Raw genomic sequence first — 20,638 nt, 5'->3', positions numbered from 1 at the left:
AGATACAAGCACGCAAACACCTCGGGAGGGCATACCGCGGTTGGAGTCTCCGATGCTAACGTTAGTTTCTGCGTTTGCGTTTGAGTATCTGCCGAGTCGTCCGAGCCTCCGTTTTGGCGAGAAAGTCGACGATTGTTTTGCGGCGATGGTTGGACAATCGGAGTCTCTCCAAACATAGTACATACACCTGCCCCAAATGGTGTGGTTGCTGTGGTGACGTATGTTCATTGTTTACATGACTCATCGAGGCTGACAGCCCGAGGGCTGTTGGGGCCAAGCAACCGTTAATTCGTATCTCGCCTGGAAGGAACGTGATGTTCTCACGAAGTGCCGCTTGTTTGAAAGTCATTGTAGTGGCTGCCTCATTGGTCTGTTCGCATGACCTGCGGGCTGGCGATGCAGACGGTGATGGCTTTAAGCCGCTGTTCAACGGAAAGGATCTGACACACTGGGAGACCGCCGGCACTTGGTTGGTCGAAGAGGATGGCGTGTTGGCACTGAAGCCGAAGCCAGGCAAACGCGGAATCTTTAGCTACCGGTTGTTTCTTTGGACGAAGTATTCGTTTCGTGACTTCCAACTCGACTTCGAGTTCAAGCTCGATGAAGGAGGCGACAGTAGCGTGTTTTTGCGTTCCCAGTCGCTAGCTGGGTTTATCGAAATCGAACTTTCCGATTCCCACGGCAAGGAAGGGGCGCTGACGACGAACGACTGCGGCGCGGTGCAAAAGGTCATCCCTCCTAGCAAGAACATGGCGAAGCCTGCTGGCCAGTGGAATCGCATGATCATCACGTGCAAAGGGCAGTCAGTTCAGGTGGAGCTCAATGGCGAGCAAGTCGTTGATCTGGATTACGTGAAGATCGGCAAGACCGTGCCGACCTCGGGCAAGATCGGTTTGCAAGATTGGGGCCACCCTGCTTGGTTTCGAAACATTCGCATCAAGAAGTTGTAGCCCGTTGTCGATCGTCGTTGCCCACGCGGTCATGGTTGGGCAAAGCGAGCCATGCCGTGTTCGAACAGCTTTCGTGACATGCCGGTTTCGACGAACACACTCGTAACACCCAACGAGCTGACTTCACGTATGTTTCGCATCTCATCATCGAAGAACAACATCTCGTCGTACGCCACGCCGCTTTGTTGGCTGAGGGATGCGAAGTGTTTTAGTTTGGACGAGGGGTAAATCTCCGCGTGCGCGAACCGCTCGGTAATCCCGAGCAAGCCGATCAATTCGCGAGCCCATGGCGGTTGCTCGGTTCGTGATGCCACTGCCATCGTGATGCTGTGCTGGTCGCAGTGGTCGAGGATCCACAGAACGTCATCGTACAGCCGGATGTGTCGATCGCCACAATCGAGCAACCGAGCGTCGGATTGTCGGAAAGGCGGCGTTAAACAATCGCACCACGTGCCACCGCAATCCCATAGCGTGAAATCGAGATCGAATACGATCAATCGAGGAACCGTTCGCGTCATCGGTTAACTGCCGCTAGGTATCCAGGATCTCAGTGATGTTTTCGGTCGGACGGCCGATCGCGGCTTGGCCGTTGTGAACCACGATGGGGCGTTCGATGAGTTTCGGGTGTTCGACCATCGTTGCGATCCATTGCTGGTTGGTCAGCTTCTTGTCGGCCAGTCCGAGTTCTTTGTAGAGGGCTTCCTTTTTGCGGACCAGCGATTCCGCCGGGATCCCCAGCATCTTGATGATTTCGCCGAGTTCCTTTTTCGTCGGTGGCGTTTCGAGATACTTGATGACTTCCGCTTCCACGCCGCGAGATTCCAGTAGCTGAAGGGCTTGGCGTGATTTCGTGCAACGTGGGTTGTGGTAGATCTTCGTCATCGCGGGACTAACCAAGAGATTGTTGGAGCAAGAGACTGTTGAAGCAAGAAACGTGAAATGACGTCACATCAGAAACGCGCGCATCGATTTCTTCAATCCCCGCTCGCGAAAGAACTGTTCTATCCGGTGGTCAGGATCCCGCGTTGGGTGTCGCGTGTTTGGGCGACGACGTCGGGTTCGCCTGTGTGGTGGATGCTGACCACGACGAGGGCGCAGACGAGCCACGGTGTGAGCACCAAAATCCATATCAATGTGATGTTGCTCAGGCTGAGTTGCGGTGCGAGCCACAGCAGTAGAATCGCAGAGGCGGCTTCTACGAATGGTTTGATCATGCCGCGAACAACAACGATCGTTTCGCGACGGACGTCCTGACGCATGATCGCGTAAGCCGATGCGAGACCGGGATCGTGTAGTGATCGGCGGACCACGTTCAGGCCGCTGCCGATTGAAACCACTATGAACAGGTACGCGACCTGCGGCGAAGCGAGCATTGCCAGAGCAACGCACATCAACGCGAGGGGATACAACAGCAAAACCCAACCGATTCCGAGACGGTCGAGCAGGCGTCCCGCCGCGGTGACTTGCATCAGCAAAATCAACCCGTCATTGATCGCGTAAAACGCGCCGAAGTATGCGATGATCCCTTGCTCGTAGCCGGCGTGGTATTCGGTGACCACGACGTTCCATTGGTACCCCATGAATGTCAACGCAACGACTTGCGCGGCCATCAACGCACCGAGTGCCCAGCGATAGTGGCGTACACGGCGGTAACGCGTCTTCATCGTTTCGGCGTGCGGGTCTCTCTCGGGTTGCGACGATGAGACCATGTCACGTTCATTCGTTCGAGGCAACCATCGAATGACGCTGATTGCCAACGCATCCAATCCGACCGCCGCGATCATGAACAGCTCTCCGGGAACTTTGGATGCTTCGATCGAGAGCATGCCACCAATGACCACGCCGGCTAACGTCGCTCCGGTGGCTACCCAGACATAGGGCCGTTTGGAACCCGCGTTTCCGAAGGCGTCATTGCTGAGCGTGGTCAGATATACCGAATTCAAACAGCCGCGAACCTCCGCCAAGACAAACAGCGTTCCCAGCCACAGCAATGAGTCCGGCGACTGGCGAATCATGACGGCGAGCAACGCGGAAAATCCCGCGAGTACCGACCAAGTGAAGCCGAGAGCGGCACGGGGTGACGTCCACCGAACCACGATGCGGGTCAACGCCGACAACACGATCACCACCAACGCCGCGCCGGTGAGTGCGTAAGGCAATCGTTCCGTACCAATGCGTGACAAGAACAACCCCACGCCAACGGCTCGCGTGACCACATACGAAGCCGCCGTCAGAAACGAAAACAATGAAATCGCAAACGTTCCCTCGGGAAGTTGACGAATTCGCGTGATCCAATTTGACGTCTGGGGGGATTCGATGACACCGGCCCTCTTTTGGGAACTCAGATGCAATATTCGAGGGTGTCCTTTGTCGGGATCTCAACCGGTTCCTGGTGCAAGATCGATTGAGCGACGTGAAAGGACTGTTGGCGAAGTTCAGGCACTGCGATGCTCTCCCATAGCGTGCCTTTCAAGATCGGGCCAATCGCATGCATGAACGGTGATGCCTGATCATTCGCGTCCAACACTTCAAAATCGTCGGAAACTGCGATTCCCATATCCATCTCATCCGGTTTGGCGAGACCACGTTCGAACAAGTTTCGATACAGCGGCAGATTCGAATCGGAGAAACGTGACTTTGGTCCGGTGCAGTTGATGACCAAATCGCCTTCGATCATTTTTTCCTGTCCCTCGCGTCCGACCAAGTGAATCTCGATGCCATCCTCGCCGGCGGTCAACGATTGAATCGTCGCGGGACGAATCGTCAGTTGACCGCAATCCAAGGCATCCGTGATCGCGTCGTGAATCGGTCCGGCGATTCGGTGGCGGATCACATTCCAATCCGCAGCGTATTTCTTCAAGAACAGCTTGCGTTCGTCGAGCGTCAACGCCTTCCAAAGTTGCTGCGTGCGGCTACGAAGTTTGTCGACCGCGATCGCGGGGTTTTGGCTGGCTCCGCGAAGACGCTGGCAGTCTTGTTGGATCAATTGAGCCAACTCCTTCAGTGATCGAGACTGCCCGTCATCAGGCACCGCGTGCGGCCATTCGATCCCACGGAAATGACGTTGAGGCAACATGCCGTTGCGCGAGATCGCAGTGACCTTGCCGCACCAGCCTTTGTGACGCAGCGTCACGATCACATCCACCGCCGTCAGGCCCGTTCCAAGGATGACAATGTGTTTGTCATCGGCGGGTAGGTTTTCGTGCCAGTTCATCCAAGGGTTGCCGCAATACCGACTGTCGTTGGCCAATCTGTTCGCACCCGGTAGTCCAGCGGGAGGCTGATTGCCTGTCGCGAGCACGATCGATTCTGCTTCGATCGGTTCGCCGTTTTCCAACGTGACGATCCCGCCCTTACCGCCGTCTGGTTGAGCGGTCTGGCTCGCTCCGCGTGGTTCGATATCGATCGCGACATCCTCGATCACTTCACATTGCACGTTCGAACGAGGGTCGGCGGGGCCTAGGTAATGCGCTGCCAAACCGCGAACGTAGTCGCCATAGATCCGTCGTGGAATGAACGTTTCTCTGAGAGTCGCGTCATCCACCGCGTCAAAATCACAGCGAGATCGAAGCCATTCGAAGAAGTGTGACGGGTGGTCGGGAAACGCGGACATGTTTCGCGCCGCGACGTTCAACAAGTGTTCGTTGCGCGTCGTTCCATAGGCGGTGCCGCGGCCGAATGGTCGTCCCGAGTTGATCACAACAACTCGATGAGGAGTCTTGGCTAATCGAGCAAGGTTGACGGCGGCCAGCGTTCCGCTGAATCCGCCACCGATGATGGCAGTCGTTGGCATGAAGGAGAACCAAGTAGCGAGGCGGGAGTGTAGGAAACCGACTGTGCAACGTTCGGTTGCATTCTTTGCGATTTCTGGACGCAGAAAATCTGCATCACAAGAGATGGCAAAGGAGCGGAGTTTCCTAGACAGGGGAAGTTCGCGTGGGGCGGGATATCAGACTCAATTGGCATTCGAAACTGAACGCGTCAGAGCTTGATACGCAAATACTTTATCGGTAAAGTATTGCTGCGTCAACTGAAACTGAGTTCATTGCCCCACCCCCAACCCACCTTTGGTTAAGTCGATGACTAACCTGTCAGAAGAACTCCATCGATGCCAACCGTTCGCGAGCGTCAACCAAGAAGCGGTGCTGAGTCTGGTCCGTACCGGTGACCAACTCGACAACTACTTGGCTCGCTTCTTTCGGCGACACGATCTGACGTTCTCTCAGTACAACCTGCTGCGAATTCTGGACATGGAAGATCGCCCTCTAACGTGCAGTGAGATCGGTGAACGATTGGTTCAGGTTGTTCCCGCAGTCACGTCGCTGGTCGACCGCCTGCTCAAACGCGAATTGGTGACGCGGAAGCGATCCGAGACCGATCGACGAGCCGTGTATGTTGCGATCACAAAAGAAGGTCGGAAGCTAGTCACGCCGGTGATCGAACATCTCCGTGAACTCGAACGCGAAGTGATGAGTGAACTCAAACGCAAAGAACAAAAGGAACTCATTCGATTGTTAGAACGTGTCCGCGTTGGCATGAACAAAGCCGTCGAACGACGTACCAGCGAATCGTTGTCTAGCTCCGGTTTGTAGGTCGTGCCTTCGCCCTTCCGTTGATATCAGGGCGTTTTTCCTGTCTCCAATCTTACTTTCCGCTTTCCCTCTCACCTTCAGCCCGCCTTCCTCTTCTTCCCACCCTGTCCTTCCCACCTACCGAGTCCCGCCATGACAAAAACGAACCATCCTGCTGACCCGAATCAACTCGATCCTGAGAAGGACGAGGAAAACGCTGCGACCGTTTCTCTGCCAACAGAGCGTCCTAGTTTGTGGCGAGACATGACGACCAGTGAGGATTGGTGGGCAATTTGGTGTGCCGGTATTTTGCTTGCCCTTGCGTTTGCCGCCGTATGGTTCGGACAGCCGGAAAACCTGAGCGAGAGCATCGCCGCTCAGTCGCCGGTGGAGGTTGTCAGCCCTTTGAAAGAATGGATCGCGAAACCAGGCAAGTGGGACTCCAACCCGGTTGATTCGATCGCGTCGAAGTGGCAGGGAATCGTGGGCTCATTCGTTATCATCGGTTTGCTGTTCACCGTCGCCAATCAGTTTCGTGGCAAGTCGGGGATAGCGTTCCTGGCTGGTTTTCCGATCGTGTTCGCACTGGCGACGCTGGCTTACATTTTGGCCGGCCAGAGTGTCGTGAAGGCGTACAACCTGGAGTACGCATTGTGGGCGTTGTTGGTCGGTTTGATCATCAGCAACACCGTGGGGACGCCGTCGTTTCTACGCAGCGCCGCGTTGACGGAGTTTTTCATTAAAACCGGGTTGGTGCTGCTCGGTGCTGAAGTGCTGATGAGCCGTTTGCTCGCGTTGGGACTGCCCGGTGTGTTTGTGGCTTGGTTGGTGACCCCGGTCGTGTTGATCACGACGTATATTTTCGGTCAGAAAGTGCTGAAGATTCAATCGAAGTCGCTCAACATGGTGATCTCGGCTGACATGTCGGTGTGTGGTGTCTCCGCGGCGATCGCGACCGCGGCGGCGTGCAAGGCGAAGAAGGAAGAGTTGTCCCTATCGATCGGTTTGTCCCTCGGTTTCACGGTGATCATGATGGCGGTGATGCCGATGGTCATCACCGCGTTGGGGATCGATCCGATTCTCGGCGGAGCGTGGTTGGGAGGCACGATCGATTCGACCGGGGCGGTGGCCGCCGCCGGTGCGGTGCTGGGCGACGAAGCCTTGGAGGTCGCCGCGACGGTCAAGATGATTCAGAACATCTTGATCGGTGTGACGGCGTTCTGCGTCGCGATCTACTGGGTGACGTTTGTGGAGCGTGACTCCTCAGGACCAAAGATCGGGTTGTCTGAAATTTGGTATCGCTTCCCGAAATTCGTGCTCGGGTTTGTATCGATGTCGATCTTGTTTTCCATCCTCTACTCGACATTGGTCGGCGGCCCGGAATTGGTCGGTGCGATGATCGGCGGTTCCACGAAGACGCTGCGTGGTTGGTTCTTCTGTCTTGCGTTCGTCAGTATCGGGTTGGAAACCAACTTCCGCGAATTGCTACCTCAGCTCAAAGGTGGCAAGCCGCTCGTTCTGTATGTTTGCGGCCAGTCGCTCAATATTTGTTTGACTTTGGTTGTCGCATATCTGATGTTCAAAGTGGTCTTTGCGGACGTGGTGACCCCATGAGATGGCGGGCACGATTTCTTCGGGCGGCTTCCTTTTCGCTCGTGATCGCGGTGCTGTCGATCGTGTGGTTGGTTTTGCTGCCCGCCTACGCTCGGCAGCCGAAAATGCGTCAGCACCTGCAATGGCTCGACGAAAAGGGCATCGACCCCAGCGCGATGTATTACACCGAGCTAGAAATCATGGACGAGATACTCGCCAAACAACGCCGAGCCGAACTACGTTTGGTTCCACACGAGAGTTGACGCGTGGTGCGATCTTCGCAAGGTGCTCCGGCACGCTGTAGTGAATTTATCCACCGAGTAGCAGGTGGATGCGAACACGCGTAGTGGATCGACTTGGGGCATTTCGAAATTTGGCGTGTCTGATTCCTGTAGCTGGATTCGCCAAAATTCAGGTCACCGAGGTTTGGCGACGTCGGCTGCATCATGACTAAGGCGTCCTAACTGAACCCCATTTCGGTCAGGATGCGGTTGCTGTTGGCGAACTGAGTTGTGTTCGCTCCAACGTGGCGAAGCATCGATAACCAGAGGTTAGCCAGTGGAGTTTGGTTCGGCTGGTAAACGACGTTCTGTCCTTGCTTCAATCCGCCGCCCCCGTGACCGGCGAGCAACATCGGCAAGTTGGTCGCGTTATGCCCTTGGCGAAGCGTGGAGCCGTAGGCGATTAGGGAGTGATCCAACAACGAACTCCCGTCGGCTTCCTTGGTGTTCTTGAGCTTTCGTAGGAATCCGGATACGAGTTCAGCCAACATGCGATCGCGGCGTTGGTGGATCGCCTCCGGATCGAGTTCACCGGAGGCACGATGGCTCATTTTGTGAGGATTCAGCCGCGAGTTCAGTGCTTGAAGCACGCGACCGGTTGGCATCATATAAGTCATCACGCGAGTCGAGTCCGACTGCATTGCCGTGACCATCATGTCCAACACCAATTCGATTTCATCGTTGCCTCCGATCCGATCACTGGGGCTTGGAAAGGGCGCGTCGGGGTAAGGTGTTTGGATCCAGTCTTGCGCTTTACTGAGACGCCGTTCGATGTTGCGAATTGAGGTAAAGTATTCATCGACGCGGTGTCGATCGGACGTGCTGATTTGCCCGTTCAAACGTTTGGCGTTGCCCAGAATCGCATCAAGTCCGCTTTGCTGTCGAGCGAGTTTGGCTTGGATTTCGTGTGCTTTGCCGCCGGTGCCGAACAGTGCCGCGTAGACGTCTGTCAGTTTGCGATAGAGTCCCACGGGTTTTCCGTCCGGTCCCCACGACGCGTAGCTGCCGTGCCCGTCGGCTCGTTGGGGGGCGCCGGCGATTGCAAGCGAACTGTGCCGAGTGTTTTCCCCGAGCACCTTCGCGGCGAGTTGGTCGACCGAGACGGTGTTTCTCTCATTGTCCTTTCCCAAATCGGCGCAGGTCAGAAAGTTCTGCGATCCCGCATGAGGATTCGGCATGCTTCGATTGGTCAGGTTTTGAATAATCGAAAAATCCGATTTCAAATCAGCGAACGATTTCAACAATGGTGGCAACCGATAGTCTGTCCCCGTTTGATTGCTCGGCGGAAACCAATTTGCCGCATTGACCCCATATCCCATCGTGAGGAATACGAGTCTCTTCGGGATGGCCGAAGACGACGGCGCGGCGGTCGCAGTCGATTCCAGATTCGGCAGCATCAGAGCGGTTGCTCCGGAGAGCAGCATTCGACGTCGGTTGATAAAATTCATCTGATGTCCCTGATCACGCTGGATTAGTGAGTTTTAAATGCGTCCGAGTTCAAGACGGCTACCAAGATCGAGAGTGCCGGTAGGTCAGATTTTCTTGCGTTCTCGATGATGCCATCGACGATAGCTTTGTCCGCGACGCCGGTCTTCCTGCCGTTGGCCATCGTGAGCAAGGCTTCGATATACGCTTCGGCCAGTTTTTGATCTTGACTCAACAAGGCTCTTTTTACTTCTGCCACGCCGCTGACGCGTCGCCCCTGGATTCGGCCCTTTGTCTCCAGCGGTACTTCGATGGTCAGGTTGTTGACGTTCCTTCGTTGCCGCCGGGTCAGTTTGTCGATGTTGGGATTGATTCGTTTGTCCACCGTGCGGAATCGGCCGACCGCATCAAGGTCTTCGAGGCCGATGCCGATGGGATCGATCTTGTTGTGGCAGGAGGCGCATTGCGGGGCCTTGCGGTGCAATGCGACGAGCTGCGCGCCCGTCATAGTCGCAGCCGCCTTTCCTGTGCTCGGGAGTTCTCCGACGAGAGGCGGTGGTGTTCCCGGGGGATCGTTAAGCAGTTTTCGAGCAACAAACGCACCGCGTTCGACGATGGACGTCCGATCGCCTGTCCCCGTTTGCATCATGATTCCCGCGTGAGAGAGAATCCCTCCACGGTTGGAACCATCCGGTACCGGCATCACACGAAAGTCGTCTCCCGGCACTCGTGGCAGCCCGTAGTGCTACGCCATGAGATTATTGACGAGCATGAAATCGGAATCGATCAGGTTGCGAAGTGGCAAGTTTTCGCGAACGAGATGCGAAACGAACTGAATCGTTTCCTCCTTGATCGACTCCTTCGCGTTGCTGTTGAAGTCGCGAAAGATACGTTCGTCGACGGCGATCTCGTCCTGTCGGTCGAGTTCGAGCCACTGGACGGTGAAGTCTCTTAGGAATCGATCGAACTTCTCGTGCTCAACCATCCTGCGAAACTGGCGTAACCGAATCTTGGGATCGTACCACTTCCCGGACTGGGCCAAACGAATGAGTTCTTCATCGGGAGCGGATCGCCATAGAAAGAAGGCAACGCGGTTGACCATTTCGACCGGGCTGACGTATTGGGATGACTTCGGTCCGCCTCGTGTTTCGAAGTGGAACATGGCTTCGATCGAACACATCGACAACGCCATCGGTTCCACCATCGCCTCCCAAAACGTTTCGCCTTGCTGACGTCCCAATCGAAAGTTGGCGACCAGATCCCGCACGAAGCTCTTGTCAACGCGACGACCGCGATTCATCAGCTCGACAAAATCCGCGATCAATTGACGTGCGACTGCGTCCGGGACTCGATCGCCGTAACGCGTGCGGACGGATTCGAAGAATTCAAAAGGTTGCGGATTGACCACCTGGAACGCTTCGATTTCTTTGACGAAAACGTTGGGATGGGGTGCCCATGCTTGCGTGGTCGATTTGAAAAACTTCCGGTCGATTTGTTGGGGAGATTCAGGCGTTCCGGTGATTTCAACGGTGGGTGTCCGACGCGGGCCGATGAATGAAGGTTCCGATGGGTTTGGATTTTTCTGCCAACATACTAAACGTGCGATTTGGTATCCGGCGGGAGGCACATCGTTTGCCCTGATTTGATACGAGCCTTTCTTTGTTGGGGGCGTTGGAGTCGTTTTCAGCGTTCGCCGTCCGGGTTTGCTGTTTCGGCTGGCGATGAAACGCCGGGCAGCGTCTCGAGCCACCGTGAGGCTCTGCTCGATGTGCATGTCGGTGGTGTAGAGGTCGGTCGCCTCGGTGTCGAAGCTGCCGATATTGCCATCCTGGGGAAGATCGTCGATGGCGACGCGGCCCCCGAGTAAATCATAGAGAGTGTTGACGTACTCGACCCGTGTCAGGCGACGAACCGGCCTGCCGCCACCTGAACTGTGGCCGGCTTTTGCAGCGGCAATGTGCTCGACAAGCAGCTCGCTGACTTCCTTCAATTCGTTTTCGGGCGGACGGGGCTCGCCCTCCGGCGGCATCGAATCGACAACGATCTCGTCGAGGATATTCTGTAGTTCGTCCACGCTGCTGAGATGATTCAAATCCCAACGGAGTCGGTCGATGCGGAGGCCGCCCTCTTCCCGATCGGGGCCATGGCAGCGAATGCAGTGTTTTTGCAAAAACGATTGAGCATTTCCGCCGGTCGCTTGGTCCAACGACCAAGCATTTCCGGCAAGGAATATCATCGTCGCAGCAATCGGTATGGCGAATGTCCGAATTGGGGGCATTGGCAATCGTATTGAAAGTCACTGCGGTTTCGACGAGACGGAAAAGCAGCGTGAAAAATGAGAAGATTCCGTATCGCCTGCAATGACGCTCGGACGAAAACAACGCTCGGTATGGAGCGTTTGTACTCAAGAACGCATCGCAACGATGGGTTTTAAACCGTTTTGCAGCCAACGTGGCGTCGAATTTGGGGCTTTGGAATAGGGAATGGAATGGTGTGCTCGTTGGCTGGCCCGCTGGACGTCCTTGCGATCTGCTCATTCCGCTTCGATTGTGCACGCGATAGAGTGGTAGGCTGGTGAGGTGATTGCCAGCGAATTTGGTTTACTGCCGCGGTCGAGATCCGTTTTGTATTTGAGTTTTCTTTCATGCGTTGCTGCGTTGGTGACACTATTCGTCTCCGCTCAGCGAAGCGTCCATGCACGCGACCCGCTGCCTTTGTTGCAAGACGTCGCTTCGGTTCGCCGGTTGAGCGATGCGGAGGCGAATCAGCAATACCCGATCGAGATGCGCGGCGTGGTTCTGTTTGCATCGCCGTCGAGTTTTATCTTTCATGACGGTGAATCGTCGATTTGGTGTAGCAAACCCTGGACGCCCGACGGAGAAAAGCAAACCGAACTCGACGCCGGGATGGTTGTGGAGATTCAGGGAAATACCAATCGAGGTCACAGCGCGCCGGTGATCGATTGCAGTCGAGTTGGGATTGTCGGTGAGGATGAATTGCCACGGCCTCGCGAGTCTACGTTGGCGGAACTGCAAGCGGGCACGCTGGATTGTCAGTGGGTGACCATTGATGGCGTGGGCATCAAAGCGACTCGGGGCAATTTTCTGGGCATGCCGGGAACGAGCATCGTCGTTTCGACCTTTGGCGGGGAGTTGATCTTCAACACGACCGCGTTGCCGCCGGAAAAGATGCAGGATGTGATCGATGCGGAAATCTCGATTACCGGTGTTTGCATGCCCCGATTCAATAACCGAGGAGAGATCCTCGATTCGGACATCATGTCGTGCGTCGTTGGCGGATTGGTGGTCACTAAGGAAGCGAGCGAAAGTCCATTTCATTGCCCCGAGGTGTCGCTCGAAAATCTGTTTGAGTTCAGCCCGGAATGGAGCCCGATCCATCGCAAGGTGGTCGAGGGGACCGTCACGGCGTGTCAGCCGGGGCAGCAGGTTTTTATTACCGACGGGGTTCACAATCTGCGAGTGATTCCCCAGGTGACGCAGCCGTATGCGATCGGCGAAAAGATTCAGTGTGCCGGGTTTCTCGGCATGCAGTCCAATTTCCCGGTGTTGCGAACCTCGGTCATTCGCAGTTTGGGAATGGGAGAGCCGCCTGCACCGGCGCGGGTGACTCCCGAGTCGGTGTTGTCGTTGCAACTCCCGCTGCCCAATTCACGCCAGCCTGACTATGAGGCTGCGTTGATTCGTATCTCAGGCGAACTCGTCGCGATCGAAGACCGGGTGGAAAAGCCGTTTCAAATCATCTTGGATTCTGACGGTTCGATCGTCCCCGTCATTCTGGCTTCGTTCCAACCGCCACGATATTTGCGTGAGATCCGGCTCGGCAGCACGATCGAGGTGACCGGGATTTGTTCCATACGAACAACGAACCGACCGGAAAGGAATCGTGCACTCGAAGCGGAATCATTTGAGATTCTGCTGCGGTCGCCGTTGGACGTTTCCGTGGTGGCAGCGGCATCGTGGTGGACTGCGGCACGTTTGTTGTATCTGCTCGTCTGGGCAGGTGTTTTATTGGTCGGTGCGATTTTGGTGATCCTTTGGATGCGTCACCGTATTTCGCAGCGTGGTCAACAGTTGGCCGAGGCGATCCGCGCCAAAGACTCGCTCGAGTTGGTTACCGAAACGACGAAACGTGAACGAACCCGTGTTGCAGCGGACCTGCATGACACGCTCGAACAGTCGCTCGCTGGCGTGGCGTTGCAACTTCGAGCGATCGAGACGGCGGGCTCTGACGAACTCGCTCAACGCAACTTGTCGCTCGCTGGGCAGATTCTGGCTCAGTCCCGCGAGGATCTCCGGCGCAGCGTGTGGAACCTGCGGATGACCGATGAAGAAGGAGCGAAGCTGCGTGAGGAGTTGAAGAAGGCGTGCGAGTCGATTTTCTCGCAGACCAAAATTTCGGCGACCGTGGATGGACGTGGCGTGGAACGGAAACTCGGTGTGTTGACGACCGACAACCTGCTGATGATCGCCAAGGAGGCGATGACCAACGCACTCAAGCATGCTCGTCCAACCGAAATACGTGTCTCGGTCGATTATGAACCCGATTCAGTTTGCGTGAGTGTGACCGACAACGGTTGTGGATTTGACTCTGACCGCGTTGCCGGAGCGTTGCAGGGGCACTTCGGGTTAACGGGAATCAAAGAACGTGCGATTCGAATCGGCGGAGAGTTGTCCGTGGAGAGTTCGCCCAACGAAGGAACGCGCGTTACGGTATCGGTTCGTGGGTGACAGGCGATTCGTGGGTGACAGGCGATAGGTGACGGGTGATAAGGTTGAACCCTGACGCAGGGGGCCCCATAATCGTGACGACGGCTGTTGAGCTACTCGCCCGACGCGACTCGGTTTGTCGATTGAATCAAGAGTCAACCTGTTTTCGTTTAACCGGTAGCCGTAGGCGACGCGCGGTGGCAAGTAGGTCGCCTTTGGCTACCCGTTAAACGGATAAATCAACAGCTCGGCAAGCGAGTGGTTGTTTGTGATCCCTCGCTAGCGCATCGGGCTAGTAAATCAACAGACTGACGACGACTTTCGCTACGCGAGTTTCACTGTTTGCTTCATGTCGATACGAATCTTGATTGCCGACGACCATTCGCTGCTGCGTGTCGGTCTCTATTCGATGCTTTCCAACGAAGAGGATTTTGACGTCGTTGCGGAGGCAGACAATGGCGAGCAGGCGGTGGCTATGTTCGGGGAGTTTCAACCTGACGTGTCGATCCTCGATGTACGGATGCCGGTTTTGGATGGCATCGAAGCTCTCGGGCAGATCCGGACGATCCAGCCCGATGCGAAAGTGGTGATGCTCAGTACCGCCGAACTCGAAGACGAGGTGACTCAGTCGTTGAAGTTTGGGGCAGCGGCGTTCGTTACCAAGTCCGCGCCTCCGATCACGTTGGCGGACACGATCCGGCGGGTGCATTCCGGCGAGGTCATCGAACATCCGCTCTACCAAGCAACCGGGGTCGGGCATGATCACCTTTCCCCACGCGAAATCGAAGTGTTGCGGTTGGTGGCGTTGGGGCACAACAACAAACAAATCGCGGCGGAATTGCACCTGAGTATTCACACCATCAAAACGTACATCAAAGGCATCCTGGCCAAATTTGATGTGCAGGACCGCGCCGGGGCCGTCTCGGTGGGATACGCAAAGGGCATCCTTAAAATCTAGGCAGCGGATTTCATTGGTGGGCGTCGCTGGCGGAAGGTCACGGCGAATCGCCCGGTCGGGCAAAATCAGGTTTCTGGGGCCAATGTGGGGGCTCTTCTATTGCGAACAATTCGCGTGATTATGGCGGAAATCGCTCGATCGAGCGAATTGTTGCAATACGCGATTGGTCTAGCATGGCTTGCGTTGCAGGATTGTTTTGAACGTCTCGGGCGCTGGCGGTGGAGCAAGCAGCGGAGCGATGAGTGCTTAACGCTGTTTTGTGAGTACGTCGTTCGGACGGAGCGTCCCAAGCGTTTTCTGTGACGCGTAGCCTGAATGGGCTGGTCGGATACTTTTCTTTTTGAGTAATTGAATAATGATGCGCGATTTTGAAACGCCGAAGAAGCGACCTGCGTTTACGTTGGTGGAGTTGTTGGTTGTGATCGCCATTATTGGTGTGCTGGTCGGTTTGCTATTGCCGGCGGTTCAAGCGGCACGGGAAGCGGCGAGACGGATGAGCTGCGGCAACAATGTCAAACAACTCGGTCTGGCCATTCACAACTATCATGCTGCCTACAACGTCCTGCCAAAGCAAGGAACGGGGACATACATCAATGGTTCGTATGGGGATGATGGATCGGCAACGACCGGGGGTGGTAACAACGGTTGTGCGTTGAGCATGTTGGTGCCAATCTTGCCGTTCCTTGAGCAGCAGGCCTTGTGGGAACAGATCAGCAACCCGAGCCGGGAAACGACGACCGGAACGCTCACCGGCAATCACACGTGGCCTGCGATGGGGCCGCGTGCCAAACAGATCGCATACAAACCGTGGATGACAGAGATCCCCGCGATTCGCTGTCCGAGCGATCCGGGCGTCGGACTGCCCGCGATGGGACGGACGAACTATGCCGCCTGCATGGGCGACAGTGCCGACTTTATTACCGACTCTGTGTTTCGCGTGCAGAGCAACGTTTGGAAGATGGATTCCGGGCAAGCCGAGAAGGATCGCGCGTCGAGTCGCGGGATGTTTACTTATCGAGTTGCGTTGGGGTTTCATAACGTGTTCGACGGCCTGTCCAACACCATCATGATGGGCGAGATCAACACCGACCTCGGTGACAACGACATTACCACGACCATGCATGACGGCGCCGGCGTGGTCGACTACTACGCCAACCCGGTTCAAGGAGGCATCTTCACCAATCCACGTATCGCCGTTGACGATGGCGTCATCGATCCGAGCCGGCCTCAGTATTGGTGTGTCAGTGGTGCGACCGGATGCACGCCGGCGGTCATCAACCCGGGCACATCGGAGCGTCGAGGCTACAAGTGGGCGTTCGCGACTCCGATGCACACCGAAGTCTGCACGGTGTTGCCGCCCAACAGCGAGATGGTGGGTTTCGGCAGCGGACAGGAATCGCCAGGCAATCCGACCGTTAGCAGCCGTCACCAAGGCGGCGCGCATGTGCTGATGGGCGACGGTGCGGTGAAGTTTATCACCGAGTCGATCGACGCGGGCAATAGCCGGGCACCGATGGTCCGGTTCAAAGCAACCGGAGATGCCGCGCCTGGTTCGGCGAGCCCATACGGGTTGTGGGGAAGCCTGGGCACACGGGCTTCACGCGAAGTCGTTTCTGCCGAATTCTAGAATCGCGGGACTGAAGACCCTGCCCCGATACGCCAGTGCGGATAGCCTCGCCCGGACGCAGTAGCGCGGCCAAATGAACACGGGCACGGTATGGCCACCCGAACGGAGCCGATCCGGCCATGTGGGACGAAGTTCGGTTGCGATGGCGCGTCGCAGTGCTCGAGATGGCAGCGTTTTGTCGCATGCGAGGCTCCGTACTCGCGTGGTCCATTTCGTTCACGCAAGTCAGGTGGTACAAACGCAGTCCATAGACACGCGTTGCGGACGGATCCTCCCCCTTTCGTTCGCTTCGCGTGGCTTCGTGCTGTGTTGTCCCGCGTTCCTGAATGAAGCGTCTGAATAAATGTTCCGATTCCCCGCCATCGTTTTGCTTCTTGCTCTGGTGTTCAAGCCGTCCTTCGCGGACGAACCAAGGTCTCCGAACAAGGTGGTTGATCAGCAGACCCGAATGCAGTGGTTTCGCGATGCGAAGTTTGGCATGTTCATTCACTGGGGAGCCTATTCGCAGGCGGGTGGCGAATGGAACGGAGAAACCAACCATCACGAGTGGTTGCAACTGACTGCAAAAATCCCGCTCGCCGAATACACCGAGTTCGCGAAGTCATTCAATCCAACGCGGTTTGACGCCGATCAATGGGTGAAGATCGCGAAGGACGCCGGGATGAAGTATTTGGTGATCACGTCGAAACATCATGACGGGTTCGCGATGTACGACTCCCCGAGCAGTGATCACGACATCGCCGATCTGACGCAGTTCAATCGTGATCCGTTGAAGGAGCTGGCGGATGCCTGTCACGAACACGGCGTTCATTTCTGTGTCTACTACTCACTCGGTCGTGATTGGGAAGACCCCGATGTGCCAACTGGACGCGGCGACAAAGTCGGCTTTCGCAGCAACCTAATCGACTATCCGAACGAGAGCGAAAAAGACTTTTCCCTTTACTTCGAACGAAAAGTCAAACCGCAGGTGCGTGAGCTACTCACCGGGTACGGCCCCATCGGAATCATGTGGTTCGACACCTACGGGTTGATAACGAAAGAGCAATCACTCGAACTGAAGGCGTTGATCCGTGAGCTGCAGCCCGAATGCGTTATTAATCAACGGATTGGCCATAACCTGGGCGACTACAAAGTCTCCGAGCAAGAGATCCCTGCAGACGGTTCGTATGACCCGTGGGAGTCATGCATCACGATGAACGGGCATTGGGGATACAACAAAGCGGACGATAACTGGAAGAGTCCGGAGTCGATGGTCCGCAGTCTCGTGGACATCGTCAGCAAAGGTGGGAACTTTTTGTTGAACGTCGGTCCGACCGGTGAGGGTGTTATTCCTGAACCGAGTGTGCAGCGTCTTGTTGCCATCGGCGACTGGATGGATGTCAACGGTGAAGCCATTTACGGTTGCGGTCCAACCCCGTTTGGCGACGAGTTGGGAAAGAAGGTGAAGGACAAAAGCGGCAAGACTCGCGTTGTCGGCAAATTGCCTTGGAGAGCAACGACCAAACCCGGAAAGATCTACGTTCATCTTTTCGAGTGGCCAGCCGGCGAACTAAGTTTGCCGGCCATTCCAGGGACTATCGAAGATGCAAGAATCCTCGGCATGGATATAAACGCTAGCCTGGAGGTGAACTCGATCGGCGACCGAACGACGATTCGTCTGCCGGACAACCGGCCTGAATGGGCGATCCCGGTGATTTGCCTGACGTTGGCCGAGTAGAGTGCTAGTCAACGCTATTTTCTTGTAGTGGATCTTGTTAAAGATCCTGCTGCATGAGGATCTTTAACAAGATCCACTACCGCCTACCTGCTAGCTGATTTCGCTGGACTTCGGCGAAGTCCGCGATGGGGATCGGAGACGTCCAAGTTCAAGTCGAGATTCGTCCTGTTTGATTGACGGGGCGATCAGGAAGGTTCGTCGACAAAGATCGCTGAGGACACCGCTTGAAGATTCGGGTCTTTTGATTCAACTTCCAATCGATAGTAGGTCGGTCCGCCACTGAAGTTGTTGTCGGTCCAGTTGATGTCGAATTGCTTCGCGTTGGGTTCCCACGATTGGATGATCTCCCCGTGGCGTACCAGTCGCACGGCGGTGATGGTTCCTTCTTCCGCGGTCGCGTTGATTTGAATTTCGGGAGAGGTGCCGGGGCTGACGGTCAAACGATCGCCGATCATGGAATCGTTGACACGCAGCATGCACAACAGCCCTTTGCCATCGACCGCTAGGGTTCTGCCTTGGTGGATGGCTTCTTTGATGGCCATGTAGGAATGGCGTTCGGCCCACACGCACCATCGGATTCCTCGTTTGACGGACCATCTGCCGTGAGCATCGCTGCCACCTTTCGCGATGACGGGGATGCCTTTTTTGAGATACTGATTGTCCCACGCCTCGAACGAGTACCAATCGCGGTTGTTGACCAATTCAAAGAGCGTGATGTTGTTGGGGCCGTCGAAATAGTCACTGTGGTTGGGGCCAACCTCTGCGCCCATCGACAACGCCATCGCATTCTGTTCCTGAATCGTTTGGTCGGTCGTGGGGACGAAGTGTTTTAGGAAGGCGCCGGTGCGGTGCTTGCCTCCATCGGAGATTTCCTGCCCGTTGCCGAAAACGATGAAGTCCTTTGTCGCTTGGTCTTCGGCTCGGAAGTACGAACCCAAACTGTTGTGTTCGGTCACCAGGACAAAATCGAAGTCCAGTTTTTTGGCTTCGGCGAGAGTCATCTCCGGTGTGAAGTCTTCCGCGAAAATATCATGCGTGTAAGTGTGAAAGTGTCCGTCGCCGAGATACCACCTGGGTTCGTCCTCAGCGCGATACGGGGTTGCGGAAACAACCTCCGAAGGTTCACTCGCGTTGGTAAAGGATTTCGCGAGAAGGCGGTAGTGATAGGATTTGTCAAACTCGACGTTGTAGTCGCGGAAGTGGTCGCGGCCGTGGGGGACAACGATCAGCAGATTTTCAGGGCAGACAGCGACGTCAGGTTGTTCACTGCGGTAGATCTCATAGGTTGTGACATGGGGACCGCAAAGTTCCCAGGACAGCACAACGCATTCGGGAAGTTTCTTGTCGTCTGCGCTGAACTCGTTGGGGCACTCGAGGCCAAACGTGATCGTTGTGTCGCCTGAATGGTTTCGCCGCATTTCTTCGTCGTACAGAGCACGGTCATAAACGCGAAGTTCGTCGATCACGCCGTGGAAGTAGGCGGAGTCGTCGCCACTTCGTCCGATACTGAACGGTTCGCCCGAGGTGCGTCCTTTCCAAATCCCTTCGACCTGCTGTGATTTTGGCTGAGGGTCGAACTCGTTTTCGCTGACGTATCCGCGAACATATCCGTGGTGACGCACACGTTCAGCAATGTCTGAGCCCTCCCAGAAACCGGCGGTATGCATCCACCTGTCGGGGTGGAAGACTTTCCCCAGCGAAAGAGCGTCTTCGCGTTGGTCTTTGGCGCGTTGTGCCGAGCGATAGTGATAGGCAATGCGCCCCTGATCGATCGACAGGGCGTAGTCGCCGCGGTTGGAGTATGACTTCTGAGCGACGATTTGAAGCTCTCGGTCGTCGACGTCAGCGGCAACACGAACCCAGGCTTCGATGTAGTTCGCGTCGCTTCCGTTCATGCTGGGTGAGTCGGGGATTTCGATGTATTGGCTCTCGCCATCGAGTGAGATCGCTCGGCCGAAATGCCCATCCACGAATTCGGGCGAGCCGAAAATCTCGCCATGGTTTGCATGGAGGGAAAGGTCTCGAACCACGTTGTCGGCTTGGATCCCGTCGAAAGTGTAGATGCCGACGGCACCGTCCAGGATGATGCCGCGATCGATACGGACGCCATCGCATGTTGCCGCGAGAGTCGAGTTGCCCGGTTCGGTCGAGCGTACCTCAAATCGGGCAACTCCATCGTCGTCAGTGGTCACCGCTGCGGGGGTAATCGTGTCGGCGTCTGCACGGTTGGATGTGAGGGTTACTGTTTTACCAGGTGCGATCGTGCCATCTGCGTGTCGCACAGCGACGGTGACATTGCAGGTTTGGGTGCCGTCTGCCTGACTCGCAAAAGGTTTGCAGGAGACAAACGAATTCTTCGAAGATACCTCTGCTGCTGCCTTAGGCGTGGTCGCGCTCAAGCAAGAACACACGGCCACCATCAACCCGAACATACGAAACGTCACGTGAAGCACTCTCTCTGGTTTGTGTCTATTGATTCGAAGCGGCACATCGTAAGTATCTCGCTGTTTTGGCAAAGGTGCTCGTTGCCTGTTCGATGAAATCTTCGCGAGAGCTTCATCTATCGGCGTTCACTCATCGTCACATCCGAACGCGCGTTCCGCTTCAGAGGATATGCGTGTCACCTTTTGGCTCTTCGTGACATGCGTTTCGGTTATCCGCAGAGATTGGCCTTCTTCTTGGGTTCTTCGAGTGGGAATCGGACTCCGCTATCGAAAGAAAAGTTTTGATCAGACGCGTCCAGACGTTGCAAATTTGGGCCGGGGGGCGAGTTGCATAGTAAGTCGAGT

16 protein-coding genes are annotated in these 20,638 nt (G+C 55.9%); 8 read left to right on the top strand and 8 right to left on the bottom strand.

All coding sequences use genetic code 11. From position 1 onward, the window contains the following. The first annotated feature begins 314 nt into the window (after positions 1 to 314). Positions 315 to 950 carry a 3-keto-disaccharide hydrolase gene (locus tag RSSM_RS26425; RefSeq protein ID WP_063709134.1) on the top strand — a complete coding sequence of 212 codons (636 nt, stop codon included), beginning with the start codon at positions 315 to 317 and terminating at the stop codon, positions 948 to 950. Between the two features lie 29 nt (positions 951 to 979). Here the strand turns inward: RSSM_RS26425 and RSSM_RS26420 are convergent, their stop codons facing one another. The 4 genes from RSSM_RS26420 to RSSM_RS26405 all read right to left on the bottom strand — a co-directional run bounded on the left by RSSM_RS26420 (position 980) and on the right by RSSM_RS26405 (position 4,743). Next, positions 980 to 1,468, bottom strand: a complete 489-nt coding sequence (locus RSSM_RS26420) for a magnesium-dependent phosphatase-1 (RefSeq protein ID WP_008686988.1) — start codon at positions 1,466 to 1,468, stop codon at positions 980 to 982. A 13-nt stretch (positions 1,469 to 1,481) separates the two neighbouring features. Next, entirely contained in the window at positions 1,482 to 1,832 is a 351-nt protein-coding gene (gene arsC / locus RSSM_RS26415) for an arsenate reductase (glutaredoxin) (RefSeq protein WP_008686986.1), read from the bottom strand. A gap of 119 nt (positions 1,833 to 1,951) precedes the next feature. Further along, the gene (locus RSSM_RS26410; RefSeq protein ID WP_144060138.1) at positions 1,952 to 3,196 is read right to left on the bottom strand and encodes a hypothetical protein; all 1,245 of its coding nucleotides are present in this window, start codon (positions 3,194 to 3,196) and stop codon (positions 1,952 to 1,954) included. Between the two features lie 95 nt (positions 3,197 to 3,291). Further along, positions 3,292 to 4,743, bottom strand: a complete 1,452-nt coding sequence (locus RSSM_RS26405; protein ID WP_008686981.1) for an FAD/NAD(P)-binding protein — start codon at positions 4,741 to 4,743, stop codon at positions 3,292 to 3,294. 286 nt (positions 4,744 to 5,029) lie between these two features. Between RSSM_RS26405 and RSSM_RS26400 the strand changes: the two genes are divergently transcribed. The 3 genes from RSSM_RS26400 (at position 5,030) to RSSM_RS26390 (ending at position 7,377) form a co-directional block, all read left to right on the top strand. Beyond that, positions 5,030 to 5,542, top strand: a complete 513-nt coding sequence (locus RSSM_RS26400) for a MarR family winged helix-turn-helix transcriptional regulator (RefSeq protein WP_008686980.1) — start codon at positions 5,030 to 5,032, stop codon at positions 5,540 to 5,542. 132 nt (positions 5,543 to 5,674) lie between these two features. Continuing rightward, positions 5,675 to 7,135 (top strand): YeiH family protein, encoded by a 1,461-nt coding sequence (locus RSSM_RS26395; RefSeq protein ID WP_008686977.1) that lies wholly within the window; start codon positions 5,675 to 5,677, stop codon positions 7,133 to 7,135. Continuing rightward, positions 7,132 to 7,377: a hypothetical protein gene (locus RSSM_RS26390; protein ID WP_008686975.1), complete on the top strand. Its 246-nt coding sequence runs from the start codon at positions 7,132 to 7,134 to the stop codon at positions 7,375 to 7,377. Before RSSM_RS26395 ends, RSSM_RS26390 begins: the two co-directional genes overlap by 4 nt. Positions 7,378 to 7,574: 197 nt before the next feature. Here the strand turns inward: RSSM_RS26390 and RSSM_RS26385 are convergent, their stop codons facing one another. The 3 genes from RSSM_RS26385 to RSSM_RS26375 are packed head-to-tail and all read right to left on the bottom strand — an operon-like array spanning position 7,575 to position 11,056. Then, positions 7,575 to 8,843, bottom strand: coding sequence for a DUF1552 domain-containing protein (locus RSSM_RS26385; RefSeq protein WP_008686974.1), 1,269 nt, complete (start codon positions 8,841 to 8,843; stop codon positions 7,575 to 7,577). A gap of 23 nt (positions 8,844 to 8,866) precedes the next feature. Then, the gene (locus tag RSSM_RS26380; RefSeq protein ID WP_044303715.1) at positions 8,867 to 9,523 is read right to left on the bottom strand and encodes a DUF1588 domain-containing protein; all 657 of its coding nucleotides are present in this window, start codon (positions 9,521 to 9,523) and stop codon (positions 8,867 to 8,869) included. A 42-nt stretch (positions 9,524 to 9,565) separates the two neighbouring features. Further along, positions 9,566 to 11,056: a DUF1592 domain-containing protein gene (locus RSSM_RS26375; protein WP_008686970.1), complete on the bottom strand. Its 1,491-nt coding sequence runs from the start codon at positions 11,054 to 11,056 to the stop codon at positions 9,566 to 9,568. Positions 11,057 to 11,450: 394 nt separating this feature from the next. Here RSSM_RS26375 and RSSM_RS26370 point away from each other — a divergent pair, with 394 nt between their 5' ends. The 4 genes from RSSM_RS26370 (at position 11,451) to RSSM_RS26350 (ending at position 17,849) form a co-directional block, all read left to right on the top strand. After that, positions 11,451 to 13,568 (top strand): sensor histidine kinase, encoded by a 2,118-nt coding sequence (locus tag RSSM_RS26370; protein ID WP_236621408.1) that lies wholly within the window; start codon positions 11,451 to 11,453, stop codon positions 13,566 to 13,568. Positions 13,569 to 13,896: 328 nt separating this feature from the next. Beyond that, positions 13,897 to 14,505 (top strand): response regulator transcription factor, encoded by a 609-nt coding sequence (locus RSSM_RS26365; RefSeq protein ID WP_008686964.1) that lies wholly within the window; start codon positions 13,897 to 13,899, stop codon positions 14,503 to 14,505. Positions 14,506 to 14,863: 358 nt separating this feature from the next. Next, entirely contained in the window at positions 14,864 to 16,132 is a 1,269-nt protein-coding gene (locus tag RSSM_RS26355; RefSeq protein ID WP_008686959.1) for a DUF1559 family PulG-like putative transporter, read from the top strand. A gap of 343 nt (positions 16,133 to 16,475) precedes the next feature. Beyond that, on the top strand, positions 16,476 to 17,849 hold the full coding sequence (locus RSSM_RS26350) for an alpha-L-fucosidase (protein ID WP_008686956.1): 1,374 nt from the start codon (positions 16,476 to 16,478) through the stop codon (positions 17,847 to 17,849). A gap of 185 nt (positions 17,850 to 18,034) precedes the next feature. Here RSSM_RS26350 and RSSM_RS26345 read toward each other — a convergent pair whose 3' ends face one another. After that, on the bottom strand, positions 18,035 to 20,293 hold the full coding sequence (locus RSSM_RS26345) for a CehA/McbA family metallohydrolase (protein WP_144060137.1): 2,259 nt from the start codon (positions 20,291 to 20,293) through the stop codon (positions 18,035 to 18,037). Positions 20,294 to 20,638 lie beyond the last annotated feature (345 nt).

The sequence above is a fragment of the Aporhodopirellula sallentina SM41 genome (assembly GCF_000346505.1).
Lineage (GTDB): Bacteria > Planctomycetota > Planctomycetia > Pirellulales > Pirellulaceae > Rhodopirellula > Rhodopirellula sallentina.
The sequence above is the reverse complement of the archived record's forward strand: the minus strand, read 5'-3'. Positions and strand labels throughout refer to the sequence as shown.

Coding starts and splice junctions, on each gene's coding strand:
- RSSM_RS26420 (WP_008686988.1), bottom strand. CDS start 1,468: ATGACGCGAACGGTTCCTCGATTGATCGTATTCGATCTCGATTTCACG.
- RSSM_RS26400 (WP_008686980.1), top strand. CDS start 5,030: ATGACTAACCTGTCAGAAGAACTCCATCGATGCCAACCGTTCGCGAGC.
- RSSM_RS26375 (WP_008686970.1), bottom strand. CDS start 11,056: ATGATATTCCTTGCCGGAAATGCTTGGTCGTTGGACCAAGCGACCGGC.
- RSSM_RS26365 (WP_008686964.1), top strand. CDS start 13,897: ATGTCGATACGAATCTTGATTGCCGACGACCATTCGCTGCTGCGTGTC.
- RSSM_RS26405 (WP_008686981.1), bottom strand. CDS start 4,743: ATGCCAACGACTGCCATCATCGGTGGCGGATTCAGCGGAACGCTGGCC.
- RSSM_RS26350 (WP_008686956.1), top strand. CDS start 16,476: ATGTTCCGATTCCCCGCCATCGTTTTGCTTCTTGCTCTGGTGTTCAAG.
- RSSM_RS26425 (WP_063709134.1), top strand. CDS start 315: ATGTTCTCACGAAGTGCCGCTTGTTTGAAAGTCATTGTAGTGGCTGCC.
- RSSM_RS26355 (WP_008686959.1), top strand. CDS start 14,864: ATGCGCGATTTTGAAACGCCGAAGAAGCGACCTGCGTTTACGTTGGTG.
- RSSM_RS26380 (WP_044303715.1), bottom strand. CDS start 9,523: ATGCCGGTACCGGATGGTTCCAACCGTGGAGGGATTCTCTCTCACGCG.
- arsC (WP_008686986.1), bottom strand. CDS start 1,832: ATGACGAAGATCTACCACAACCCACGTTGCACGAAATCACGCCAAGCC.
- RSSM_RS26385 (WP_008686974.1), bottom strand. CDS start 8,843: ATGAATTTTATCAACCGACGTCGAATGCTGCTCTCCGGAGCAACCGCT.
- RSSM_RS26395 (WP_008686977.1), top strand. CDS start 5,675: ATGACAAAAACGAACCATCCTGCTGACCCGAATCAACTCGATCCTGAG.
- RSSM_RS26390 (WP_008686975.1), top strand. CDS start 7,132: ATGAGATGGCGGGCACGATTTCTTCGGGCGGCTTCCTTTTCGCTCGTG.